Origin of the sequence: Streptomyces sp. NPDC048639 (assembly GCF_043199075.1) — a bacterium.
GTDB lineage: Bacteria > Actinomycetota > Actinomycetes > Streptomycetales > Streptomycetaceae > Streptomyces.
Genome location: NZ_JBICVP010000017.1, coordinates 1 through 19,378, shown reverse-complemented (window position 1 = coordinate 19,378; position 19,378 = coordinate 1). Strand labels below are relative to the sequence as shown.

Here is a 19,378-nt window from a genome sequence, read left to right as displayed (position 1 = left end):
GCCGAACAGGGTCGGGAGCGGGTGGCGCTCTTCGGCGGTTCGGTACTCCACACCAGCACAGGCGCCGCTGCGACGGCCATCACAGGCGTCGAAGACTAGGGAATCGCCCCTACTCTGCTTCGGGGAACGGGGTAGCACCGCTCGGGCGCCGGCCGGCGGTCGTACGTTTCGTCCATCAGAGATCCGTGGAGACCTTCCGCCGCCGAGCGACAGGATCGAGGACGACACGATGGCCCCCACAGCCCGGGACGAGGCCGTGAACCGCGACGGAGGACCCGGCCGACCCGGGGCCGCCGTGCATCCACGGGCCCCCGCCGCCCCGCGTACGGGCCCGCTCCCGCCCTTGGCCCTGCTGCCCGTGGCCGTGTTGGCCTGCGCGACCGCAGCGCTGCTGCTGCTCACCGCCGACCGCTTCGGATACTTCAGCGACGAGCTGTACTTTCTCGTGGCGGGCCGCCATCCCGCCTGGGGCTACGCCGACCAGCCGCCGCTGCTGCCGCTGCTCGCCCACGCGATCGACACCGCCTCCAACGGCTCGCTGGTGTGGCTGCGGGCACCGGCCGCAGCCGCGACAGCACTCGGCGTGCTGACCGCGGCTCTGATCGCCCGCGAGCTGGGCGGCAGACGGCCCGCCCAGCTCGCCACCGCGGGCGCGTACGCCGTCTCACCCGTCATGCTGCAGATGGGCCATTTGCTCATCACCGCCACCCTGGACATCTTCCTCACGACGCTCACCACCTGGCTGCTGGTGCGATGGGTGCGCACCCGGCAGGACCGGTTGCTGGTCCTCATCGGCCTGACCGCCGCGCTCTCTCTCCAGATCAAGTTCCTCAGCGCCGCTTTCTGGGCCGTGCTGCTGGTGGCCGTGGTGCTTGCCGGTCCCAGGGACCTGCTGCGCCGCCCCCTGCTGTGGGTGTCGGCGGCCGGTGCCCTGCTCACCGCGGTGCCCGGCCTTCTCTGGCAGGCCCGCAACGACTGGCCCCAACTGGCCATGACCAAGGTCATCTCCCAGGAGGTCGCGGCGGAGGAGGGCGGCCAGGCCCGGTTCCTGCCCACCGTGCTCACGACCGCCGGCCTGGTCGGCGCCGTACTGCTCTGCTACGGGCTGTGGCGGCTGCTCGCCGCCCGGGAGGTGCGGCCCTACCGGTTTCTCGGACTGACCTTCGCCGGGCTGTGCGCCGTCTACCTCGCCGTCCACGGGCGGCCGTACTACGTCGCCGGGCTCTTCGCCGTCCTGTGGGCGGCGGCCGCCACGGGACTGCAGCGGCTGCGCCCCACCCGCCCGCGCGCCTGGGCGGCCGTCGTGCCGTATGTGGCCTCGGCGGCCCTGGCCGTCCAATTGCTGCCCATCTATCCGGTCCAGCGGCTCGCCGAGCCCAAGGGGGACGGGCTGGCCAAGGAGAGCGTGGGCTGGCCCGACCTGGCGGCCTCCGTGGCGCGCGTCTACCGGGAACTGCCCGCCGACAAGCGCCGGCGGGCCCTGCTGATCACCGACCGGTACGACCAGGCGGGAGCCCTGGACCGGTACGGCCCGGCGCTCGGCCTGCCGCGGCCCTACAGCGGCCACCGCGGCTACTGGTATCTGCGCCGCCCGGCCGACGACACCGCGCCCGTGGTCTTCGTCGGGGGCGACGCCCGCTATCTGCGGCAGTTCTTCACGAGCGTGCGCAAGCGCGGCACGGTCACCAACCGGCACGACGTGCGGAACCTCAACTGGGGCGCCCCGATATGGGTCTGCGAGGGCGAGCGGCGGCCGTGGCGCACCCTGTGGCCCCGCTTCTCCCACCTGAACGCCGACTCGGCGAGCGACTCCTCGAAACCCTGACAGGACTGCGGGTCGCATCCGTGAACAGGACTGCGGGCCGTCCCTCGCCGGGACGGCCCGCGGCCGGCACACGTGTGCGCGCTCACCCCCAGGTCACGGGGAGCGCGTACACGCCGTAGTGCATGGCCTTGTCGCGCAGGGGGATCTCCTTCGGCTCGACGGCCAGCCGGAGGTCCGGGAAACGGTCGAACAGCTTCTGGAAGCCGATGCGCAGGGTCGCCCGGGCCAGATGCTGCCCCAGGCACTGATGGATGCCGAAACCGAAGGCGAGGTGGCGTCGGGAGGGCCGGGTGACGTCGAACGACTCCGGATCCTCGAACTGATCCGGATCCCGGTTGGCGGCAGGCAGCGACAGCACCACGGTCTGCCCGGCCTCGATGGTCCTGCCGCCGATCTCCACATCCTCCAACGCGACCCGGCTCGCACCCATATGAGAGATCGTCAGGTAGCGCAGCAGCTCCTCCACCGCCCGCTCCATCAGCTCCGGCCGCGTGCGGATCTTCTTCAGTTGCTCCGGATGCTGCAGCAGCGCGAAGGTGCCGAGGCCCAGCATGTTCGGGGTGGTGTCCAGCGCGCCGCCGATGGTGATCCAGGAGATGTTCGCCAGCTCCTGCTCGGTCAGTTCACCGGTCTTCACCAACTTGCCGAGCAGCTTGTCATTGGGCTCGGCGAACAGATCCTTCACGATGCGCGCCAGCGTCTGGTCCAGCGCGGTGTTGTGCTCGATGAACTCCTCGACCGTGTAATCGATCCGCATGATCGCCGAGAAGTGCTTGTCGAGCTCGGCGATGTCCTCCTCCGGCACGCCCATCACCGAGTGCACGGAGCGGTAGACGACCTTCTGAATGAACGCCGGCAGCAGGTCCACCGGCGGCTCCAGCCCGGCCATCTCCTCCAGCACGTCGTCGATGATCCCGGCCAGCGTCGGCTCGTACTCCTGGATCTTTCGGACGGTGAAGAAGCCGGTCAGCAGGCGGCGGTAGTGCGTGTGGTCCGGCGCGTCCATCCGGACGAAGGAGCCCGGACCCGACGGCTGCGGGTCGTAGTTCTCCACCTCGAACGGCGGCGAGGCCACGAGCGCCAGCAACTCGGCCCTGTGGCTGAACCGCGGGTCGGTCATGATGGCCCGCACGTCCTCGTGCCGCGTGACCAGCCAGCCGTCGTCGCGGCCCGGCGCGATGTCGAACGTGACCGGGCTGATCGGCTCTTCCTCGCGCAGCCGGCGGTACTCCGGGTCGGGGTCGAAGGGGCAGGTGCGGTCGGTCGGTATCACTGGTGGTTTCGGCTGGTAGGCCATGAATCCTCCGTCTGGTCGGTTCGTCGCCCGGTTGCGCCGGTCAGGCCCGCCGGACCATGAGCGGCAGCTGCCGAAGACCGAAGACGTTGACGCGGTTGTCGAAATAGGACAGCGGGCTGTCGTGGTCGACCCGGATGTCCGCGTAGCGGTCGAGCATCAGATTGAGCGCGATCTGTCCCTCCATGCGGGCGAGCGGGGCGCCCAGGCAGTAGTGGATGCCATGCCCGAAGGCGAGCTGTTTGGCGTTGGGCCGGCCCGGCAGGAACCGGTCGGGCTCGGAGAAGACGCGCTCGTCGCGATTGGCGGACAGCAGCCAGAGGAACATCATCGTGTTCTCCTGCACCCTCTCCCCGGCGATCTCCACGGAGGACGTCGGCACGCGTTCGATCTTCAGGAACGGCGGCCGGCAGCGCAGCACCTCTTCGGTGAACGGCGCGATCGCCCCGCGGTCCGCGCGCAACCGGTTCTGCAGTCCCTCTTCCAGATCCAGCGTCAGCAGCATGTTGCCGAGGAGTACGGCGGTGGTGACATGGCCCGCGAGCAGCAGCAGCGCGGCGAAGCTCACCACGTCGTCGTCGTTCAGGCTCTCCCCGTCGACCTCGGCCCGCACCAGCAGGCTCATCAGGTCGTCGTGCTCGCGGGCACGCCGCTCGGCGACGTGCTGCCGCAGATAGGCGTCCAGCTCCTGCACGGTCCTGCCGAGAACCTCGGCGCCCTCCGGCGTCTCCCAGTCCACGGTCAGAAGGCTGTCGGCCCACACCTGGAACAGCGGGCGGTCGGAGGGCGGCACACCGAGCAGGGAGGAGATCACGATGACCGGCAGCGGATTGGCGAAGGCGTCGACCAGGTCGAAGCGGTCGCTGCCGTCCAGGCCGTCGAGGAGCTCAGTGGCGACATCGGTGATCCGCGGAGCCAGCTCGGTGATCATCTTCGCGGTGAAGACCTTGCTCACCAGCCTCCGCAACTTGCCGTGCCGGGGTGGGTCCAGCAGGAGCAGCGTGCCGCCGGGCGGCTGGCGCTCACCGCCCGACAGCCGGCTCACGGTGTCCGAGGAGAAGAGCGCCGGATCGGCGGTGATCCGCTGGATGTCCTCGTGCCGGAACACGTGGACACGACCGGCCGGATCACGCCACACCGGCTGCTCGTCCCGCATGCGCCGCAGCCAGGCCAACAGCGTCGCACCCCCGTCGAGTCCCACCTCGGGGGGAGCGGACACGTCAGGAGTCGGTGGAGCGGGCACGGCGGTCATTGGGGACCCCCTTCTTCGGGCAGGCCGCACAGGAGGCAGGCCGGGAGCGGCCCCAGCGCAGCACGCCCGGTGAAGCGAAGGCCAGAAATCGCGCGCAACTCTAGGGATTTGCCGGTGCCCGGCCACCCCTACGCGCCCGTGGGGCTACTAGGGGATTTTTCAGAGTCGGAGGTCAAGCGGCCGATGACCACGCGGGCGCCCCCAGACTTGACCGGGTTCGAGGTGTTCGAGACGCCATGCGGAGTGCGTGGGTTGTCCCGAGCCTGAGGAGATCCGGTGTTGTTGACCGTTCCGAGCGCAGCGGGCCTGCCCCCGGCCACGCCCGTCGTAGTGCGGGACCCGAGCCTGAGGGGCGAGCTGTGAGCGAAGATCGCCTGCGGGACTATCTGAAGCGGGTCACCGCCGACCTGCATCGCACGACCACCCGCGTACGCGAGCTGGAGGCCAGGGACCGCGAACCGATCGCGATCGTCTCCATGGCCTGCCGCTACCCGGGCGACGTCCGCACCCCCGAGGATCTGTGGCGGCTCGTCGCCGACGGCACCGACGCCATCACGCCCTTCCCGGAGGACCGCGGCTGGGACGTCGACTCCCTGTACCACCCGGACCCCGAGCACCCCGACACCTGCTACACCCGCGAGGGCGGCTTCCTGCACGACGCCGCCGACTTCGACCCCGACTTCTTCGGCATGTCGCCGCGCGAAGCCCTCGGCACCGACCCGCAGCAGCGGCTTCTCCTGGAAATCTCCTGGGAGGCCCTGGAACGGGCAGGCCTGGACCCGAGTGCGCTGCGCTCCAGCCCCACCGGTGTCTTCGTCGGCGTCATGTACAACGACTACGGCTCCCGCTTCGACGTGCCGCCGCCGGGCCTGGAGGGCTTCATCGGCAACGGCAGCGCGGGCAGCATCGCCTCCGGTCGGGTCTCCTACACCCTGGGCCTGGAGGGCCCGGCGGTCACCGTGGACACGGCCTGCTCCTCGTCCCTCGTCGCGCTGCACCTGGCCTGCCGGGCACTGCGGGCGGGGGAGTGCTCGCTCGCCCTGGCCGGCGGTGTCGCCGTGATGTCCACCCCGGTCACCTTCACCGAGTTCAGCCGGCAGCGCGGGCTCGCCCCCGACGGCCGCTGCAAGTCCTTCGCGGACGGCGCGGACGGTACGGGTTGGGGCGAGGGTGCGGGTCTGCTGCTGCTGGAGCGGCTGTCGGACGCGCGGCGGAACGGTCACCGTGTGCTGGCGGTGGTCCGCGGCAGCGCCGTCAACCAGGACGGCGCCAGCAGTGGCCTCACCGCACCGAACGGTCCGTCCCAACAGCGTGTGATCCGTGCCGCGTTGGGAAGTGCCGGGGTGTCGGCGTCGGACGTGGATGCGGTGGAGGCGCACGGGACCGGGACGACGCTGGGTGACCCGATCGAGGCCCAGGCGCTGCTCGCCACGTACGGGCGCGACCGCGAACGCCCCCTGTGGCTGGGCTCGTTGAAGTCCAACATCGGTCACACGCAGGCCGCCGCCGGGGTCGGCGGCGTGATCAAGATGGTCATGGCGATGCAGCACGGGACGCTGCCGCGCACTCTCCATGTCGATGCCCCCTCCGCCCACGTCGACTGGTCGGCGGGGCGGGTGAACCTGCTCACCGAACCCCAGGCATGGCCGCAGACGGAAGGCCGTACGCGGTCTGCGGGTATCTCCGCCTTCGGTGTCAGCGGCACGAATGCGCATGTGATTCTCGAGGAGGCGGGGGCGGAGGCGGGGGCGGTCGAGGAGGCTGCGGGGCCTGTGGGGTCCGGTGGTGGCTCGGTGGTGGTGTGGCCGGTGTCGGCGCGGGGTGAGGGGGCTTTGCGGGCGCAGGCGGGGCGGTTGCTGGAGGCGTTGGATGAGTCGCCGGGGTCTTCTGTGGCCGATGTGGGGTTCTCGCTTGCGGTGACGCGGTCGGTGTTCGAGGACCGTGCGGTGGTCGTGGGTTCGGATGTTGCGGAACTGCGTTCCGGGTTGGTGTCGTTGGCGGCTGGTGATGCGGATCCGCGGGTGGTGCGGGGTGCGGTGGTCCGTGGTCGTACGGCGTTCCTGTTTGCGGGGCAGGGTGCGCAGCGGCTGGGGATGGGCCGGGAGTTGTACGAGAGGTACCCGGTTTTCGCCGAGGCTTTCGATGCGGTGGACGCGGAACTCCCCTTCGGTCTGCGGGAGGTCGTCTTCGGTGAGGATGCGGAGCGGCTGAGTCGTACGGAGTCTGCGCAGCCTGCGTTGTTCGCGCTGGAGGTGGCGCTGTTCCGGTTGTTGGAGTCGTGGGGGGTCCGGCCGGATCTGCTTGCGGGTCATTCGATCGGTGAGATCGCGGCGGCTCATGTGGCGGGTGTGTGGTCGCTGCCCGACGCCTGCCGTCTTGTGGTGGCGCGGGGTCGTTTGATGCAGGCGTTGCCCGAGGGTGGGGCGATGGTGGCGGTGGAGGCTTCCGAGGAGGAGGTGGAGCCGCTTCTGCATGACCGGGTGGGTCTTGCCGCGGTGAACGGGCCGCGGTCGGTGGTGATTTCGGGTGACCGGGATGCGGTGGAGGAGATCGCGGAGAACTTCCGTGCCCAGGACCGCAAGGTGACGTTCCTGCGGGTGAGTCATGCGTTCCATTCGCCGTTGATGGAGCCGATGCTCGCCGAGTTCCGTGCGGTGGCGGAGGGTCTGTCGTACGAGCAGCCGCGCCTGCCCGTCGTGTCCACGGTCACCGGTGAAGCCGCGACGGCAGAGGAGTTGTGCTCGCCGGAGTACTGGGTGGACCACGTCCGCCGGACGGTCCGGTACGCCGACGCCGTCCGCACCCTCGCGGAGAGCAAGGCGACCCGGTTCGTCGAACTCGGTCCCGACGGCACCCTCACCGCTCTCGCCCGGACCCTGCTCGACGACGACCGTCGCATTCTGGTGCCCGCGTTGCGCAAGGACGGGTCGGAGGCGGAAAGCCTGCTCGCGGCCGTCGGTGCCCTGCATGTGCGTGGGCAGAGCCCGGACTGGTCCGCGCTCTTCCCCGGCGCCCGCAGCGTCGACCTCCCCACCTACGCCTTCCAGCAGCGCCGGTTCTGGCTCGACCCCGTCCCCGGGGGCGGGCGGCGTGGAGCGGGGCATCCGCTGCTCGGTGCCGCGGTGACCCTGGCGGACTCCTCGGCCGTGCTCTCCACCACCGTGCTCTCGACCGGTGCCCACCCGTGGCTGGCCGACCACACCGTGGCCGGGGCGGTCGTGCTGCCCACGGCCGCGTACCTCGACTTCGCCCTGCATCTCGGCGGCCGGGTCGGCTGCGACCATCTCGTCGAACTCGGCCAGGAGCAGCCCCTCGTCCTCGACGGCCGTGCGCCCGTGGAGATCCAGGCCGTGCTCGACGGCCCGGGGGAGGACGGCGTCAGGCCGTTCGCCTGCTACTCCCGGCCGGCCACGACCGGCGTCGCCGCGGCGGTCGGCGAGGACGAGTCCGACCGGCCCTGGATCTGCAACGCGCGCGGTGTGCTTGCTCCGGCCGATGCCACGGCGATCCACCCGCGGCAGGACGAGCGGGACGGGACATGGCCGCCGCCCGGCGCCCAGGCGCTCGACGCCGACGAAGTCGACGAGATCTACGAGGCGTTGCGGGAGCGGGGGCTGGACCACGGCCCGGCCTTCCGTGGTCTCACCGCCGTGTGGCGGACCGGGGAAGAGGTGTGCGCCGAGGTCGCCGTACCGGAGGAGTTCCGGGCAGACGCCCTGCGGGTCGCGCTGCACCCGGTACTGCTGGACGCGGCTCTGCATCTGGCCCCCGCGCTCGGGCACTCCGGCGGCTTCGCCGTGACGTGGAGGGACTGCACCCTGTACGCCGCCTCCGCGGAGGTGCTGCGGGTCCGGATGCGAGCGTTGCCCGATGGTGGGCTGTCGCTGGACCTGGCCGACGAGTCGGGTGCCTCGGTCGCCTCCGTGGGCGCGGTCGGCCTCACCCCGGCCGCCGAGCTGTCCCTGCCCGCCGCGGGCCCGTCGAGTGACGACCTGTTCGCCGTCGAATGGGCCGAACTGCCCACCACCGCACGGCCCGTGCGTCGCCCGCCGGTGGCCGTTGTGGGTCCCGTACCCGCTCCCGCGGACGCCGACCGCTATCCGGACCTGGACGGGTTCCTCACCGCCATCGAGGCCGCGGACGCCGCCGTACCGGAACTGGTCCTCGTGTCCTGTCGGGGCGGCGATGCGGACCTGCCCGCCGCCGCACACGAGTCGGCCACCGCGGCTCTGGAGGCGCTGCAACGCTGGCAGGCCGACGAGCGGACGGCCGACGCGCGGCTGGTCCTGGTCACGCGGAACGCGGTGGCGATCCGGCCGGGTGAGCCGGTCGCCGACCTCGCTGCCGCAGCCGTACGCGGTCTGGTGCGCTCGGCCCAGTCGGAGAACCCGGGGCGCTTCCTGCTCGTGGACACCGACACCGACACCGACACCGGCTCCGGAACCGCCAACGGCACCGCCGCGGACACGTACACGGACCCGGACACGTACACGTACACGGGCACGGACACCACGCCGGAGTCCGGCTCGGACGCGGAGGTCCTCCTCGCCGCCGTCGCCGACGCGGTGGACGGGGAGGAGACGGAGATCGCCCTGCGCGCAGGCCGTACGTACGCCCCCCGCCTCACCCGGCACCTCCCGGACGGGTCCGCCGCGCCCGTTCTCGATCCGGAGCGGACCGTGCTGATCACCGGCGCGGGTGGCACCGTCGCGGTAGCCATCGCCCGGCACCTGGTCGTTGAGCACGGAGTACGCCATCTGCTGCTCGCGAGCCGTCGCGGCCCGGACGCCCCCGGTGCCGCCGAACTGCGCGCCGAGCTCGGGGAAGCCGGAGCGGAGGTGACGACCGCCGCGTGCGACGTCGCCGATCCCTCCGCCCTGTCCGCGCTGCTGGGCGCCGTACCGCGGCAGCATCCGCTCGGTGCCGTCTTCCACGCCGCCGGGGTGATCGACGACGGGGTGATCTCCGCGCTCACCCCGCAGCGCGTCTCGGCCGTACTGCGGCCCAAGGCCGACGCAGCCGTCCATCTGGAGCGGCTGACACAGGACATGGACCTGTCGGCGTTCGTCCTGTTCTCGTCCGCCGCCGCCAGGCTCGGTGGTCCCGGCCAGGGCAACTACGCCGCAGCCAACGCGTTCCTGGAGGCGCTTGCCGCCTCACTGCGCGCGCAGGGCCGGCCGGCGTTCGCACTCGGCTGGGGCATGTGGGCCGATGACAGCGGCATGACCTCCGGGCTCGGCGAAGCCGACCGCACCCGGATGGCCCGCGCGGGCGTCGCGCCCCTGCCCACCGCGGACGCCCTGGCCCTGCTCGACCTTGCGCTGGCGCAGGACCGGGCCGTGCTGCTGCCGGTCCGGCTGGACCTGGCTGCCGCACGTGCCGCCACTCCCACCCCTGCCCTGCTGCGCGACCCCGTCGCCTCCGCACGCCGTACCGCGGGCGCGGCACGGTCGGGCGGGCGGCTGGCCCGTACGCTCGCCGCGCTGCCGGAGTCCGAGCGCCCGGCCGCCGTCCTGCGCCTGCTCCTCGCGGAGATCGCCGCGGTCCTCGGCCATGCCGCGGACAGTCCGCCCGCCGACCCCGAACGCGCCTTCCGTGACCTGGGCTTCGATTCGCTGACCGCGGTCGACCTGCGTAACGCGCTGGAACGCCGGACCGGTTTGCGGCTCACGCCCACCGTCGTCTTCGACCACCCCACCCCGGCCGCGCTCGCCGGCCATCTGCTGCGCTCCCTTCCGGCCGGCGACCCGCGGGCCCGAGCAGGCACCACCCCGGCCCTCGCCGCGGGCCCCGGCGCGGACGAGCCCATCGCCATCGTCGGCATGGCCTGCCGGCTTCCCGGAGGTGCCGATACGCCCGAGTCGCTGTGGGACCTGCTCACCTCCGGAAGCGACGGCGTGACCGGCTTCCCCGACGACCGGGGCTGGGACCTCGCGTCCCTGTACCATCCGGACCCCGCCAACGAGGGCACCAGCTACGCCCGCACCGGCGGCTTCCTGGACGGCGTCGACCGGTTCGACCCCGCCTTCTTCGGGATATCGCCGCGCGAGGCGCTGGCGATGGACCCCCAGCAGCGGCTGCTGCTCGAAGTGTGCTGGGAGGCCGTGGAGCGTGCGGGCGTCGACCCGCGGAGCCTGCGCGGCTCCCGTACGGGCGTCTTCGCCGGCACCAACGGCCAGGACTACACGGCCCTGTTGCGCACCTCGGCGGAGGACGTCGACGGCTACCTCGGCACCGGAAATGCCGCCAGCGTCGTCTCCGGCCGCATCTCCTACACCCTCGGTCTCGAGGGGCCCACCGTCACCGTCGACACCGCCTGCTCCTCCTCCCTCGTCGCTCTGCACTGGGCCTCGCGGGCGCTGCGCGCAGGCGAGTGCGACCTGGCGCTCGCGGGCGGCGTCACCGTGATGTCGACCCCGGCGGCGTTCCTGGAATTCAGCCGCCAGCGCGGCCTCGCACCGGACGGGCGCTGCAAGGCGTACGCGGACGACGCGGACGGTACCGGCTGGGGCGAGGGCGCCGGGATGCTGCTGGTGGAACGGCTCTCCGACGCCCGCGCCAACGGGCACCGGGTACTCGCCGTGGTCCGCGGCAGCGCCGTCAACTCCGACGGCGCCAGCAACGGTCTGACCGCCCCCAACGGCCCTTCCCAGGAACGGGTGATCCGGGCCGCGCTGGCGGACGCCGGGCTCACCCCGGCCGATGTCGACGCCGTCGAGGGGCACGGCACCGGCACCGTTCTCGGCGACCCCATCGAGGCACAGGCGCTCCTCGCCGCCTATGGCCAGGACCGTGACAGGCCGCTGTGGCTCGGCTCGGTGAAGTCCAACCTCGGCCACACCCAGGCCGCCGCCGGAGTCGCCGGTGTCATCAGGACGGTGCTGGCGCTGCGTCACGGTGAACTGCCGCGGACCCTGCACGCCGACCGTCCCTCGACCCACGTCGACTGGACCTCCGGCGCCGTACGGCTGCTGTCCGAGGCCCAGCCGTGGCCGCAGGACGAGAGCAGGCAACGGCGCGCGGGGGTCTCCTCCTTCGGCTTCAGCGGCACCAACGCCCATGTGATCCTGGAAGAGGCACCGCCCGCCCCGGCCGCGACAGCCCCCGCCCCGGCGGCGGCACACGGGATCACGGCCTGGCCGCTGTCCGCCCGTACCCCCGAGGCGCTGCGCGCCCAGGCCGGGAGGCTGCTCGACCACGTGGCCCGGCGCCCCGATCTCTCCGTCGCCGACCTCGGCCGCTCCCTGGCGACCACCCGGCCCGCGTTCGAACACCGGGCGGTGCTGCTCGGCGCCGGCCGCGACGACCTGCTCGCCGACCTCGCCCGTCTCGCCTCGGGCGAACTGAGCACCGATGAACCCGGCGCCGCCGCGCGCGGCGGAAGCACCGCGTTCCTGTTCACCGGGCAAGGTGCCCAACGCCCGGGCATGGGAGCCGAGTTGTACGCGGCCTTCCCGGCCTTCGCCGAAGCCTTCGACGAGGTGTGCGCGCACTTCGGCGCCGACGTACTCGACGTCCCGCTGCATCAGGCGGTCCTCGGCGACGGCACCGACGGGCTGCTCGACCGCACGGGTTACGCCCAGCCCGCCCTGTTCGCGCTGGAAGTGGCCCTCTACCGGCTCGTCCGCAGCCTCGGTGCGACGCCCGGCCATGTGCTCGGCCACTCCATCGGTTCCTTCGCGGCGGTGCACGCCGCCGGAGTCCTCTCCCTCTCCGACGCCTGCGCGCTGGTCGCCGCCCGCGGCCGGCTGATGGACGCCCTCCCCGCCGGCGGCGCCATGGTCGCCCTCCAGGCCACCGAGGACGAGGTGCTGCCGCTCCTGGACGGCCGGGACCACCGGGTGGGCGTGGCCGCCGTCAACGGCCCTCGGTCCGTGGTGGTCTCCGGCGAGGAGGCCGCGGTCCTCGACCTCGCCGCCCACGTCGAGGGCCTCGGCCGGCGTGTCAAGCGGCTGCGCGTCAGCCACGCCTTCCACTCGCCGCTCATGGAGCCCATGCTCGGGGACTTCCGCAAGGTCGCCGCCTCGGTGCGATACGAGGAGCCCCGTATCCCCGTCATCTCCGACCTCACCGGGCGGCCCGCCACCGCCGACGAGCTCGGCTCTCCCGACTACTGGGTGCGCCATGTGCGCCACGCCGTCCGCTTCCACGACGGCGTACGGACGCTGGAGGACCTCGGTGTCAGCCGGTACCTCGAGATCGGCCCCGACGGCACCCTGGCCGCGATGGCGGCCGACGCCCTCGCCGACCCCGCCGGCACTCCCACCATCGCGCTGCTGCGGCCCGGCCGGGACGAACCCGGCAGCCTGCTGGCGGGTCTGGCCCGTGCCCACGCCCATGGCGTCGACGTCGACTGGAGCGCGGCGACGCAGAGTTCCGGCACGGTCGTCGACCTCCCGACGTACCCGTTCCAGCGGGAGCGCTACTGGCCGGCCGCAGGAGGACGCGGCCCGGGCGACCTGGCCGCAGCTGGCCTCGCCGAGGCCGGACATCCGCTGCTCGGCGCCCGCGTCGACCTCGCCGACGCAGGCGGACACGTCTTCACCAGCCGGCTCTCCCTGCCGGACCAGCCGTGGCTGGCCGACCACGCCGTCGGTGGCACCTCCGTCCTGCCCGGCACCGCCTACCTCGATCTCGCCCTGCTCGCCGGCGACCGTGTGGGCTGCGACCGCGTGGCCGAACTGACCCTGGTCGAACCGCTGCTGCTCGCCGAGGACGAGCCCGTCACCCTGCAGTTGCGCCTCGGAGCACCGGACGCCGACGGCAACCGCCCCCTCGGTATGCACTCCCGTCCCGCCGACGCCGCCCCCGACCGGGCCTGGACACTGCACGCCGACGGCATCCTCGCCACCGGCGCCCGCCCGGAGCCCGATGCCACCCCGCTCGCCGCCTGGCCGCCCGCGGACGCCGAAGAACTGCCCGTGGGCGAGACCTACGACCGCCTCGCCGAGGCCGGGTTCGGCTACGGTCCCGTGTTCCAGGGGCTGCGCGCGGCATGGCGGATCGACGGCGACGTGTACGCCGAGGTCACCCTCCCGGAACAGGCCCACACCGACGCCCCCCACTACGGCATGCACCCCGCGCTCCTGGACGCCGCTCTGCACGCCACCGCCTACCTGCCGATGGACGACTCCGCGCCGGGCCGACTGCCGTTCTCCTGGCGGGACGTGACCCTGCACGCCACCGGCGCCACCGCCGTACGCGTCCGGCTCAGCCTCCGCGGCGGAGACGCCGTCGCCCTCGACGTCGCCGACACCACCGGACGGGCCGTCGCCTCCATCGGCGCGCTCACCCTGCGCGAGATCGATCCCGAGCGGATGCGCGCACGGCCGCACCGGGGATCGGGCGACCTGTTCCGGCTCGACTGGCGGCCGCAGTCACGCGCCGACGGCCGGTCCGCCGACCAGCAGGCCCCGGACGCCCCGAGCCGGGACGCCCTGACGGTCCTGGGCGACGCCGCGGGGCGGGAGTTCGCCGCCGAACTCACCGCCGCGGGCGTGTCCGTCGACCTCACCGAAGCCACCGAGCTCGCTGCCCTCATCACCGGTGCCGGAAAGCCCGCATCGGCCCCGCCCGGCACCGTCCTCGCCGTCGTACCCCACGACAGCGGCGCCCTCGATCAGGCCGGGCACGCGGCGGCACAGCAGGCCCTCACCTTCGTACGGCACCTGCTGGCCGAGCGGAGCCTGGACGCCACCCGCCTGGTGCTGGTGACCCGGGAGGCGATCATGCCGGAGGGACCCGCCGGGCACGGCGTACGCCACCCCGCCGCGGCGGCGGCCTGGGGCCTGGTCCGCTCCGCCCAGTCCGAACACCCCGGCCGGTTCGTCCTCCTCGACACCGACAGCGTCGACGCCTCACTCGCCGCGCTGCCCGCCGCGCTCGCGGGCACCGACCCCCAACTCGCCCTGCGCGCCGGCTCCGTGCACCTGCCACGGATCGACCGCACCGACCCGGACGCCGCGCTGCGCCCGCCGCACGCCTCGGCCAGGGGTGCCTGGCGGCTCGACACGGTCCGCAAGGGCACCCTCGACGGCCTCGAACTCGTCGCGGCACCCGAGGCCGAACGCGCCCTGGGCGACGGCGAGATACGGATCGCCGTCCGCGCCGCGGGCGTCAACTTCCGCGACGTGCTCAACGCGCTCGGCATGTACCCCGGCCCGGCCCGCGACTTCGGCCTGGAAGGTGCCGGCGTCATCACCGAGATCGGCCCCGGTGTCACCGGATTCGCCGTCGGCGACCGCGTCATGGGCATGTTCCCCGCCGCCTACGGACCCGTCGCGGTGGCCGACGCCCGCACCGTCGCCCGCATTCCCGACGGCTGGACCTTCGCCCAGGCGGCCACCGTCCCGATCGTCTTCCTCACCGCGTACTACGCCCTCGTCGACCTCGGCGGAGTCACCGAGGAGCAGTCCGTCCTCGTCCACGCGGCGGCCGGCGGCGTCGGCATGGCCGCCACCCAACTCGCCCGCCATCTCGGTGCCGAGGTGTACGCCACGGCCGGGCCCGGCAAATGGGACGCCCTGCGCGCGGCCGGACTGGACGACGCACACATCGCCTCTTCCCGCGACCTGGCCTTCGAGGACGCCTTCCGCGCCGCGACCGGCGGCCGCGGCGTCGACCTCGTACTGGACTCCCTGGCGGGCGAGTTCGTCGACTCCTCCCTGCGGTTGCTGCAGCACGGCGGACACTTCCTGGAGATGGGCAAGACCGACATCCGCGACCCCGAGGAGGTAGCGGCGCAGCACCCCGGCGTCCGGTACCAGGCGTTCGACCTCATCGAAGCCGGCCCCGACCGCATCGGCGAGATGCTCACCGCCCTCGTCGACCTGTTCGAGGCCGGAGTGCTCACCCCCCTGCCCGTCACCCCGTGGGACGTACGCCACGCACCCGAAGCCTTCCGGTACATGTCCCAGGCCCGCCACATCGGCAAGGTCGTCCTGACCGTCCCCGCACCCCTCGACCCGGACGGCACCGTCCTGATCACCGGCGGCACCGGCGGCCTCGGCGCCCTCCTGGCCCGCCACCTGGTCACCGAGCACGGGGTACGCCATCTGCTGCTCGCCGGACGCCGCGGCCAGGACGCGCCCGGCGCCGCCCAACTCGCCGCCGAACTGGCCGAGTCGGGCGCCGACGTACGGATCGAGGCCGCCGACATCGCCGACCGCGCGCAGACGGCCGCGCTCCTCGCCTCCGTCCCCGACCAGCACCCCCTGACGGCCGTCGTCCACGCCGCCGGCGTCCTCGACGACACCGTCGTGGACCGGCTCAGCCCCGAGCGGCTGGACGCCGTACTGCGCCCCAAGCTGGACGGCGCCGCCCATCTGCACGACCTCACCCGCCATCTCGACCTGGGCGCGTTCGTCCTGTTCTCCTCGGTCGCCGGCACCCTGGGCGCCCCCGGCCAGGGCAACTACGCCGCCGCCAACGCCTTCCTCGACGCACTCGCCGAGCACCGGCGCACCCTGGGCCTGCCCGCACTGTCGCTGCCCTGGGGACCCTGGTCCCAGGCCACCGGAATGACAGGCGACCTCACCGACGCCGACGTCCGCCGCATGGAGCGCGCCGGACTGCCGCCGCTCACCGTGAAGGAGGGCCTGGCCCTGTTCACCGAGGCCCTCGACCAGCCGGCCGCCGTGCAGTTGCCGCTGGCGGTGGACACGGCCCGGCTCGGCGCCCACGACCCCGTACACCCGCTGCTGACCGGCCTGGCCCGCACCCGGCGCACCGTCAGCGACCCGGTACCGGGCCCCGGTACGGGTGACAGCGCGGGCCTCGCCGCCGAACTGGCCGGGATCGGGATAGCCGACCGGCTTCGCAGGCTCGTCGAAGAGGTCTGCCGCCAGGTCGCCGCCGTCCTCGGGCACACCTCAGCGGCCCGGCTCGACCCCGACCAGTCCTTCAAGGAACTCGGCTTCGACTCGCTGACCGCCGTCGAACTGCGCAACCGGATGAACGCCGCCACCGGGGTACTGCTCCCCGCCACCCTGGTCTTCGACTACCCGACCCCCGCCGTGCTCGCCGACCACCTCTGCCGGGAGCACTTCGGCGGCGGCACCGACCCCGGCCCGGCCGCAGCGGGAGCGAAGACGGCCACCGCGGGTGAGCCCGACGAAGCGACCATCCGCAAGCTGCTGACGTCCATCCCGATCAGCAGGGTCCGCGAATCCGGGCTGCTGGACGCCCTGATGGACCTGGCACCGGCGGCCATCCCCGCCGCCCGCAACGGCTCGGACCCCATCACGGACGAGGACACCGATGAGGACGTCGCCACCAGGGACGTGGACGACATGGACGTGGACGACCTCGTCCGGATGGCCCTGGGCGCCGATGACTGAGCGCCCGGGCCCCCGCCCCACACGTCCCCCGCACGTCGTGTCCCGCGCCGTTCGCCGGTCCTCAGGTCCCGCCAACTCCCGCGCCCCCTGCCGTACGTCCGGCCCTGCCTCTTCAACGAAGCGCGAAGTGTGGAGCTGAGCATGTCCTCCGAAAAAGTCGTCGAAGCCCTCCGTGCCTCGCTCAGGGAGAACGAACGGCTGCGCAAGCACAACCAGCAGCTGCAGGAGGTGATGACCGAGCCGGTCGCGATCGTCTCCCTGGCCTGCCGCTGGCCGGGCGGAGCCGATACCCCCGAGGACTTCTGGCGGCTCCTCGCCGACGGCACGGACGCCATGACGGACTTCCCCGCCGACCGCGGCTGGGACCTCGACGCGCTGCTCCGGGACGACGACACCGGCGGTGGCAGCGCCGCCGCCCAGGGCGGGTTCGTCCATGAGGCGGACCGCTTCGACGCCGACTTCTTCGGCATCTCACCCCGCGAGGCCCTGGCCATGGACCCGCAGCAGCGGCTCCTGCTGGAGGTCGCCTGGGAGACCGTGGAGCGCGCGGGCATCGCCCCCGCCGCCCTGCGCGGCAGCAGCACCGGTGTCTTCGTCGGCTGCAGCAACCAGGAGTACGGATCCGGGCTGCGCCAGATCCCCGAGGGAGTCGAGGGCCACATCCTGACCGGCAACACCGGCAGCGTGGTCTCCGGTCGGGTCTCCTACACCCTGGGCCTGGAGGGCCCGGCGGTGACGGTGGACACGGCCTGCTCCTCGTCCCTCGTCGCACTGCACCTGGCGGTGCACGCCCTCCGCGCGGGGGAATGCTCGCTCGCGCTGGCGGGTGGTGTCGCCGTGATGTCCACCCCCGGTGCCTTCGTCGAGTTCAGCCGCCAGGGCGGCATGGCCCCCGACGGCCGCTGCAAGCCGTTCGCGGACGGTGCGGACGGTACGGGTTGGGGCGAGGGTGCGGGTCTGCTGCTGCTGGAGCGGTTGTCGGACGCGCGGCGGAACGGTCACCGCGTGCTGGCGGTGGTCCGCGGCAGCGCCGTCAACCAGGACGGCGCTTCCAATGGCCTCACCGCGCCCAACGGTCCGTCCCAACAGCAGGTGATCCGTTCGGCGTTGGCGAATGCGGGATTGTCGGCGTCGGACGTGGATGCGGTGGAGGCGCACGGGACCGGGACGACGCTGGGTGACCCGATCGAGGCCCAGGCGCTGCTCGCCACGTACGGGCGCGACCGGGACCAGCCGTTGTGGCTGGGCTCCGTGAAATCCAACATCGGGCACACGCAGGCGGCGGCCGGCGTGGCCGGTGTCATGAAGATGGTGCTGGCGATGCGTCACGGGACGCTGCCGCGCACTCTTCATGTCGACGAGCCGTCGTCCCATGTCGACTGGCCGGCGGGCGAGGTGAGCCTGCTGACCGAACCGCGGGACTGGCCGCTGACCGCCGACCGTCCGCGCCGGGCGGGTGTGTCGTCGTTCGGCATCTCCGGCACGAATGCGCATGTGATTCTCGAGGAGGCGGGGGCGGAGGCGGGGGCGGTCGAGGAGGCTGCGGGGCCTGTGGGGTCCGGTGGTGGCTCGGTGGTGGTGTGGCCGGTGTCGGCGCGGGGTGAGGGGGCTTTGCGGGCGCAGGCGGGGCGGTTGCTGGAGGCGTTGGATGAGTCGCCGGGGTCTTCTGTGGCCGATGTGGGGTTCTCGCTTGCGGTGACGCGGTCGGTGTTCGAGGACCGTGCGGTGGTCGTGGGTTCGGATGTTGCGGAACTGCGTTCCGGGTTGGTGTCGTTGGCGGCTGGTGATGCGGATCCGCGGGTGGTGCGGGGTGCGGTGGTCCGTGGTCGTACGGCGTTCCTGTTTGCGGGGCAGGGTGCGCAGCGGCTGGGAATGGGCCGGGAGTTGTACGAGAGGTACCCGGTTTTCGCCGAGGCTTTCGATGCGGTGGACGCGGAACTCCCCTTCGGTCTGCGGGAGGTCGTCTTCGGTGAGGACGGCGATCTGCTGAATCGTACGGAGTTTGCGCAGCCTGCGTTGTTCGCGCTGGAGGTGGCGCTGTTCCGGCTGTTGGAGTCGTGGGGGGTGCGGCCGGATCTGCTTGCGGGTCATTCGATCGGGGAGATCGCGGCGGCTCATGTGGCGGGTGTGTGGTCGCTGGAGGACGCCTGCCGTCTTGTGGTTGCGCGGGGCCGTTTGATGCAGGCGTTGCCCGAGGGTGGGGCGATGGTGGCGGTGGAGGCTTCCGAGGAGGAGGTCGAGCCGCTTCTCGACGACCGGGTGGGACTCGCTGCGGTGAACGGGCCGCGGTCGGTGGTGATTTCCGGTGACCGGGATGCGGTGCAGGAGATCGCGGAGAACTTCCGTGCCCAGGACCGTAGGACGAACACCCTCCGCGTCAGCCACGCCTTCCATTCGCCGTTGATGGAGCCGATGCTCGCCGAGTTCCGTGCGGTCGCGGAGGGTCTGTCGTACGAGCAGCCGCGGTTGCCGGTCGTCTCCACCGTCACCGGGGAGGTGGCCAGTGGCGAGGAGCTGTGTTCGGCGGACTACTGGGTGGAGCACGTCCGCCGTACCGTCCGCTTCGCCGACGCGGTACGCACCATGGACGGCCAGGGCGTCCACCGCTTCCTCGAACTCGGCCCCGACGGCACCCTGACCGCTCTCGCCCAGCAGTCCGTGGCGGACGA

Annotated in this window: 5 protein-coding genes; 3 read left to right on the top strand and 2 right to left on the bottom strand. The window is 72.6% G+C overall.

Features of this window, described 5'->3' with window-relative positions; all coding sequences use genetic code 11:
* Nucleotides 1–229 precede the first annotated feature (229 nt).
* On the top strand, nt 230–1,825 hold the full coding sequence (locus ACGFNH_RS31965; RefSeq protein ID WP_393659783.1) for an ArnT family glycosyltransferase: 1,596 nt from the start codon (nt 230–232) through the stop codon (nt 1,823–1,825).
* A gap of 82 nt (nt 1,826–1,907) precedes the next feature.
* Here ACGFNH_RS31965 and ACGFNH_RS31960 read toward each other — a convergent pair whose 3' ends face one another.
* A complete protein-coding gene (locus tag ACGFNH_RS31960) occupies nt 1,908–3,122 on the bottom strand; it encodes a cytochrome P450 (protein WP_393659781.1) in 1,215 nt (404 codons plus the stop codon).
* Between the two features lie 40 nt (nt 3,123–3,162).
* Nucleotides 3,163–4,338, bottom strand: a complete 1,176-nt coding sequence (locus ACGFNH_RS31955; RefSeq protein WP_393659779.1) for a cytochrome P450 — start codon at nt 4,336–4,338, stop codon at nt 3,163–3,165.
* Nucleotides 4,339–4,730: 392 nt separating this feature from the next.
* On the opposite strand from ACGFNH_RS31955, the gene ACGFNH_RS31950 reads away from it, so the two are divergent.
* Both ACGFNH_RS31950 and ACGFNH_RS31945 read left to right on the top strand, forming a co-directional pair.
* Nucleotides 4,731–16,709: an SDR family NAD(P)-dependent oxidoreductase gene (locus tag ACGFNH_RS31950; RefSeq protein ID WP_393659777.1), complete on the top strand. Its 11,979-nt coding sequence runs from the start codon at nt 4,731–4,733 to the stop codon at nt 16,707–16,709.
* A gap of 141 nt (nt 16,710–16,850) precedes the next feature.
* The coding region (locus tag ACGFNH_RS31945) for a type I polyketide synthase (RefSeq protein WP_393659775.1) at nt 16,851–19,378 on the top strand (2,528 nt) is incomplete at its 3' end.

Bases quoted from the DNA above. Each gene is read 5' to 3' on its own strand.
- ACGFNH_RS31960 (WP_393659781.1), bottom strand. From the start codon at position 3,122: ATGGCCTACCAGCCGAAACCACCAGTGATACCGACCGACCGCACCTGC.
- ACGFNH_RS31965 (WP_393659783.1), top strand. From the start codon at position 230: ATGGCCCCCACAGCCCGGGACGAGGCCGTGAACCGCGACGGAGGACCC.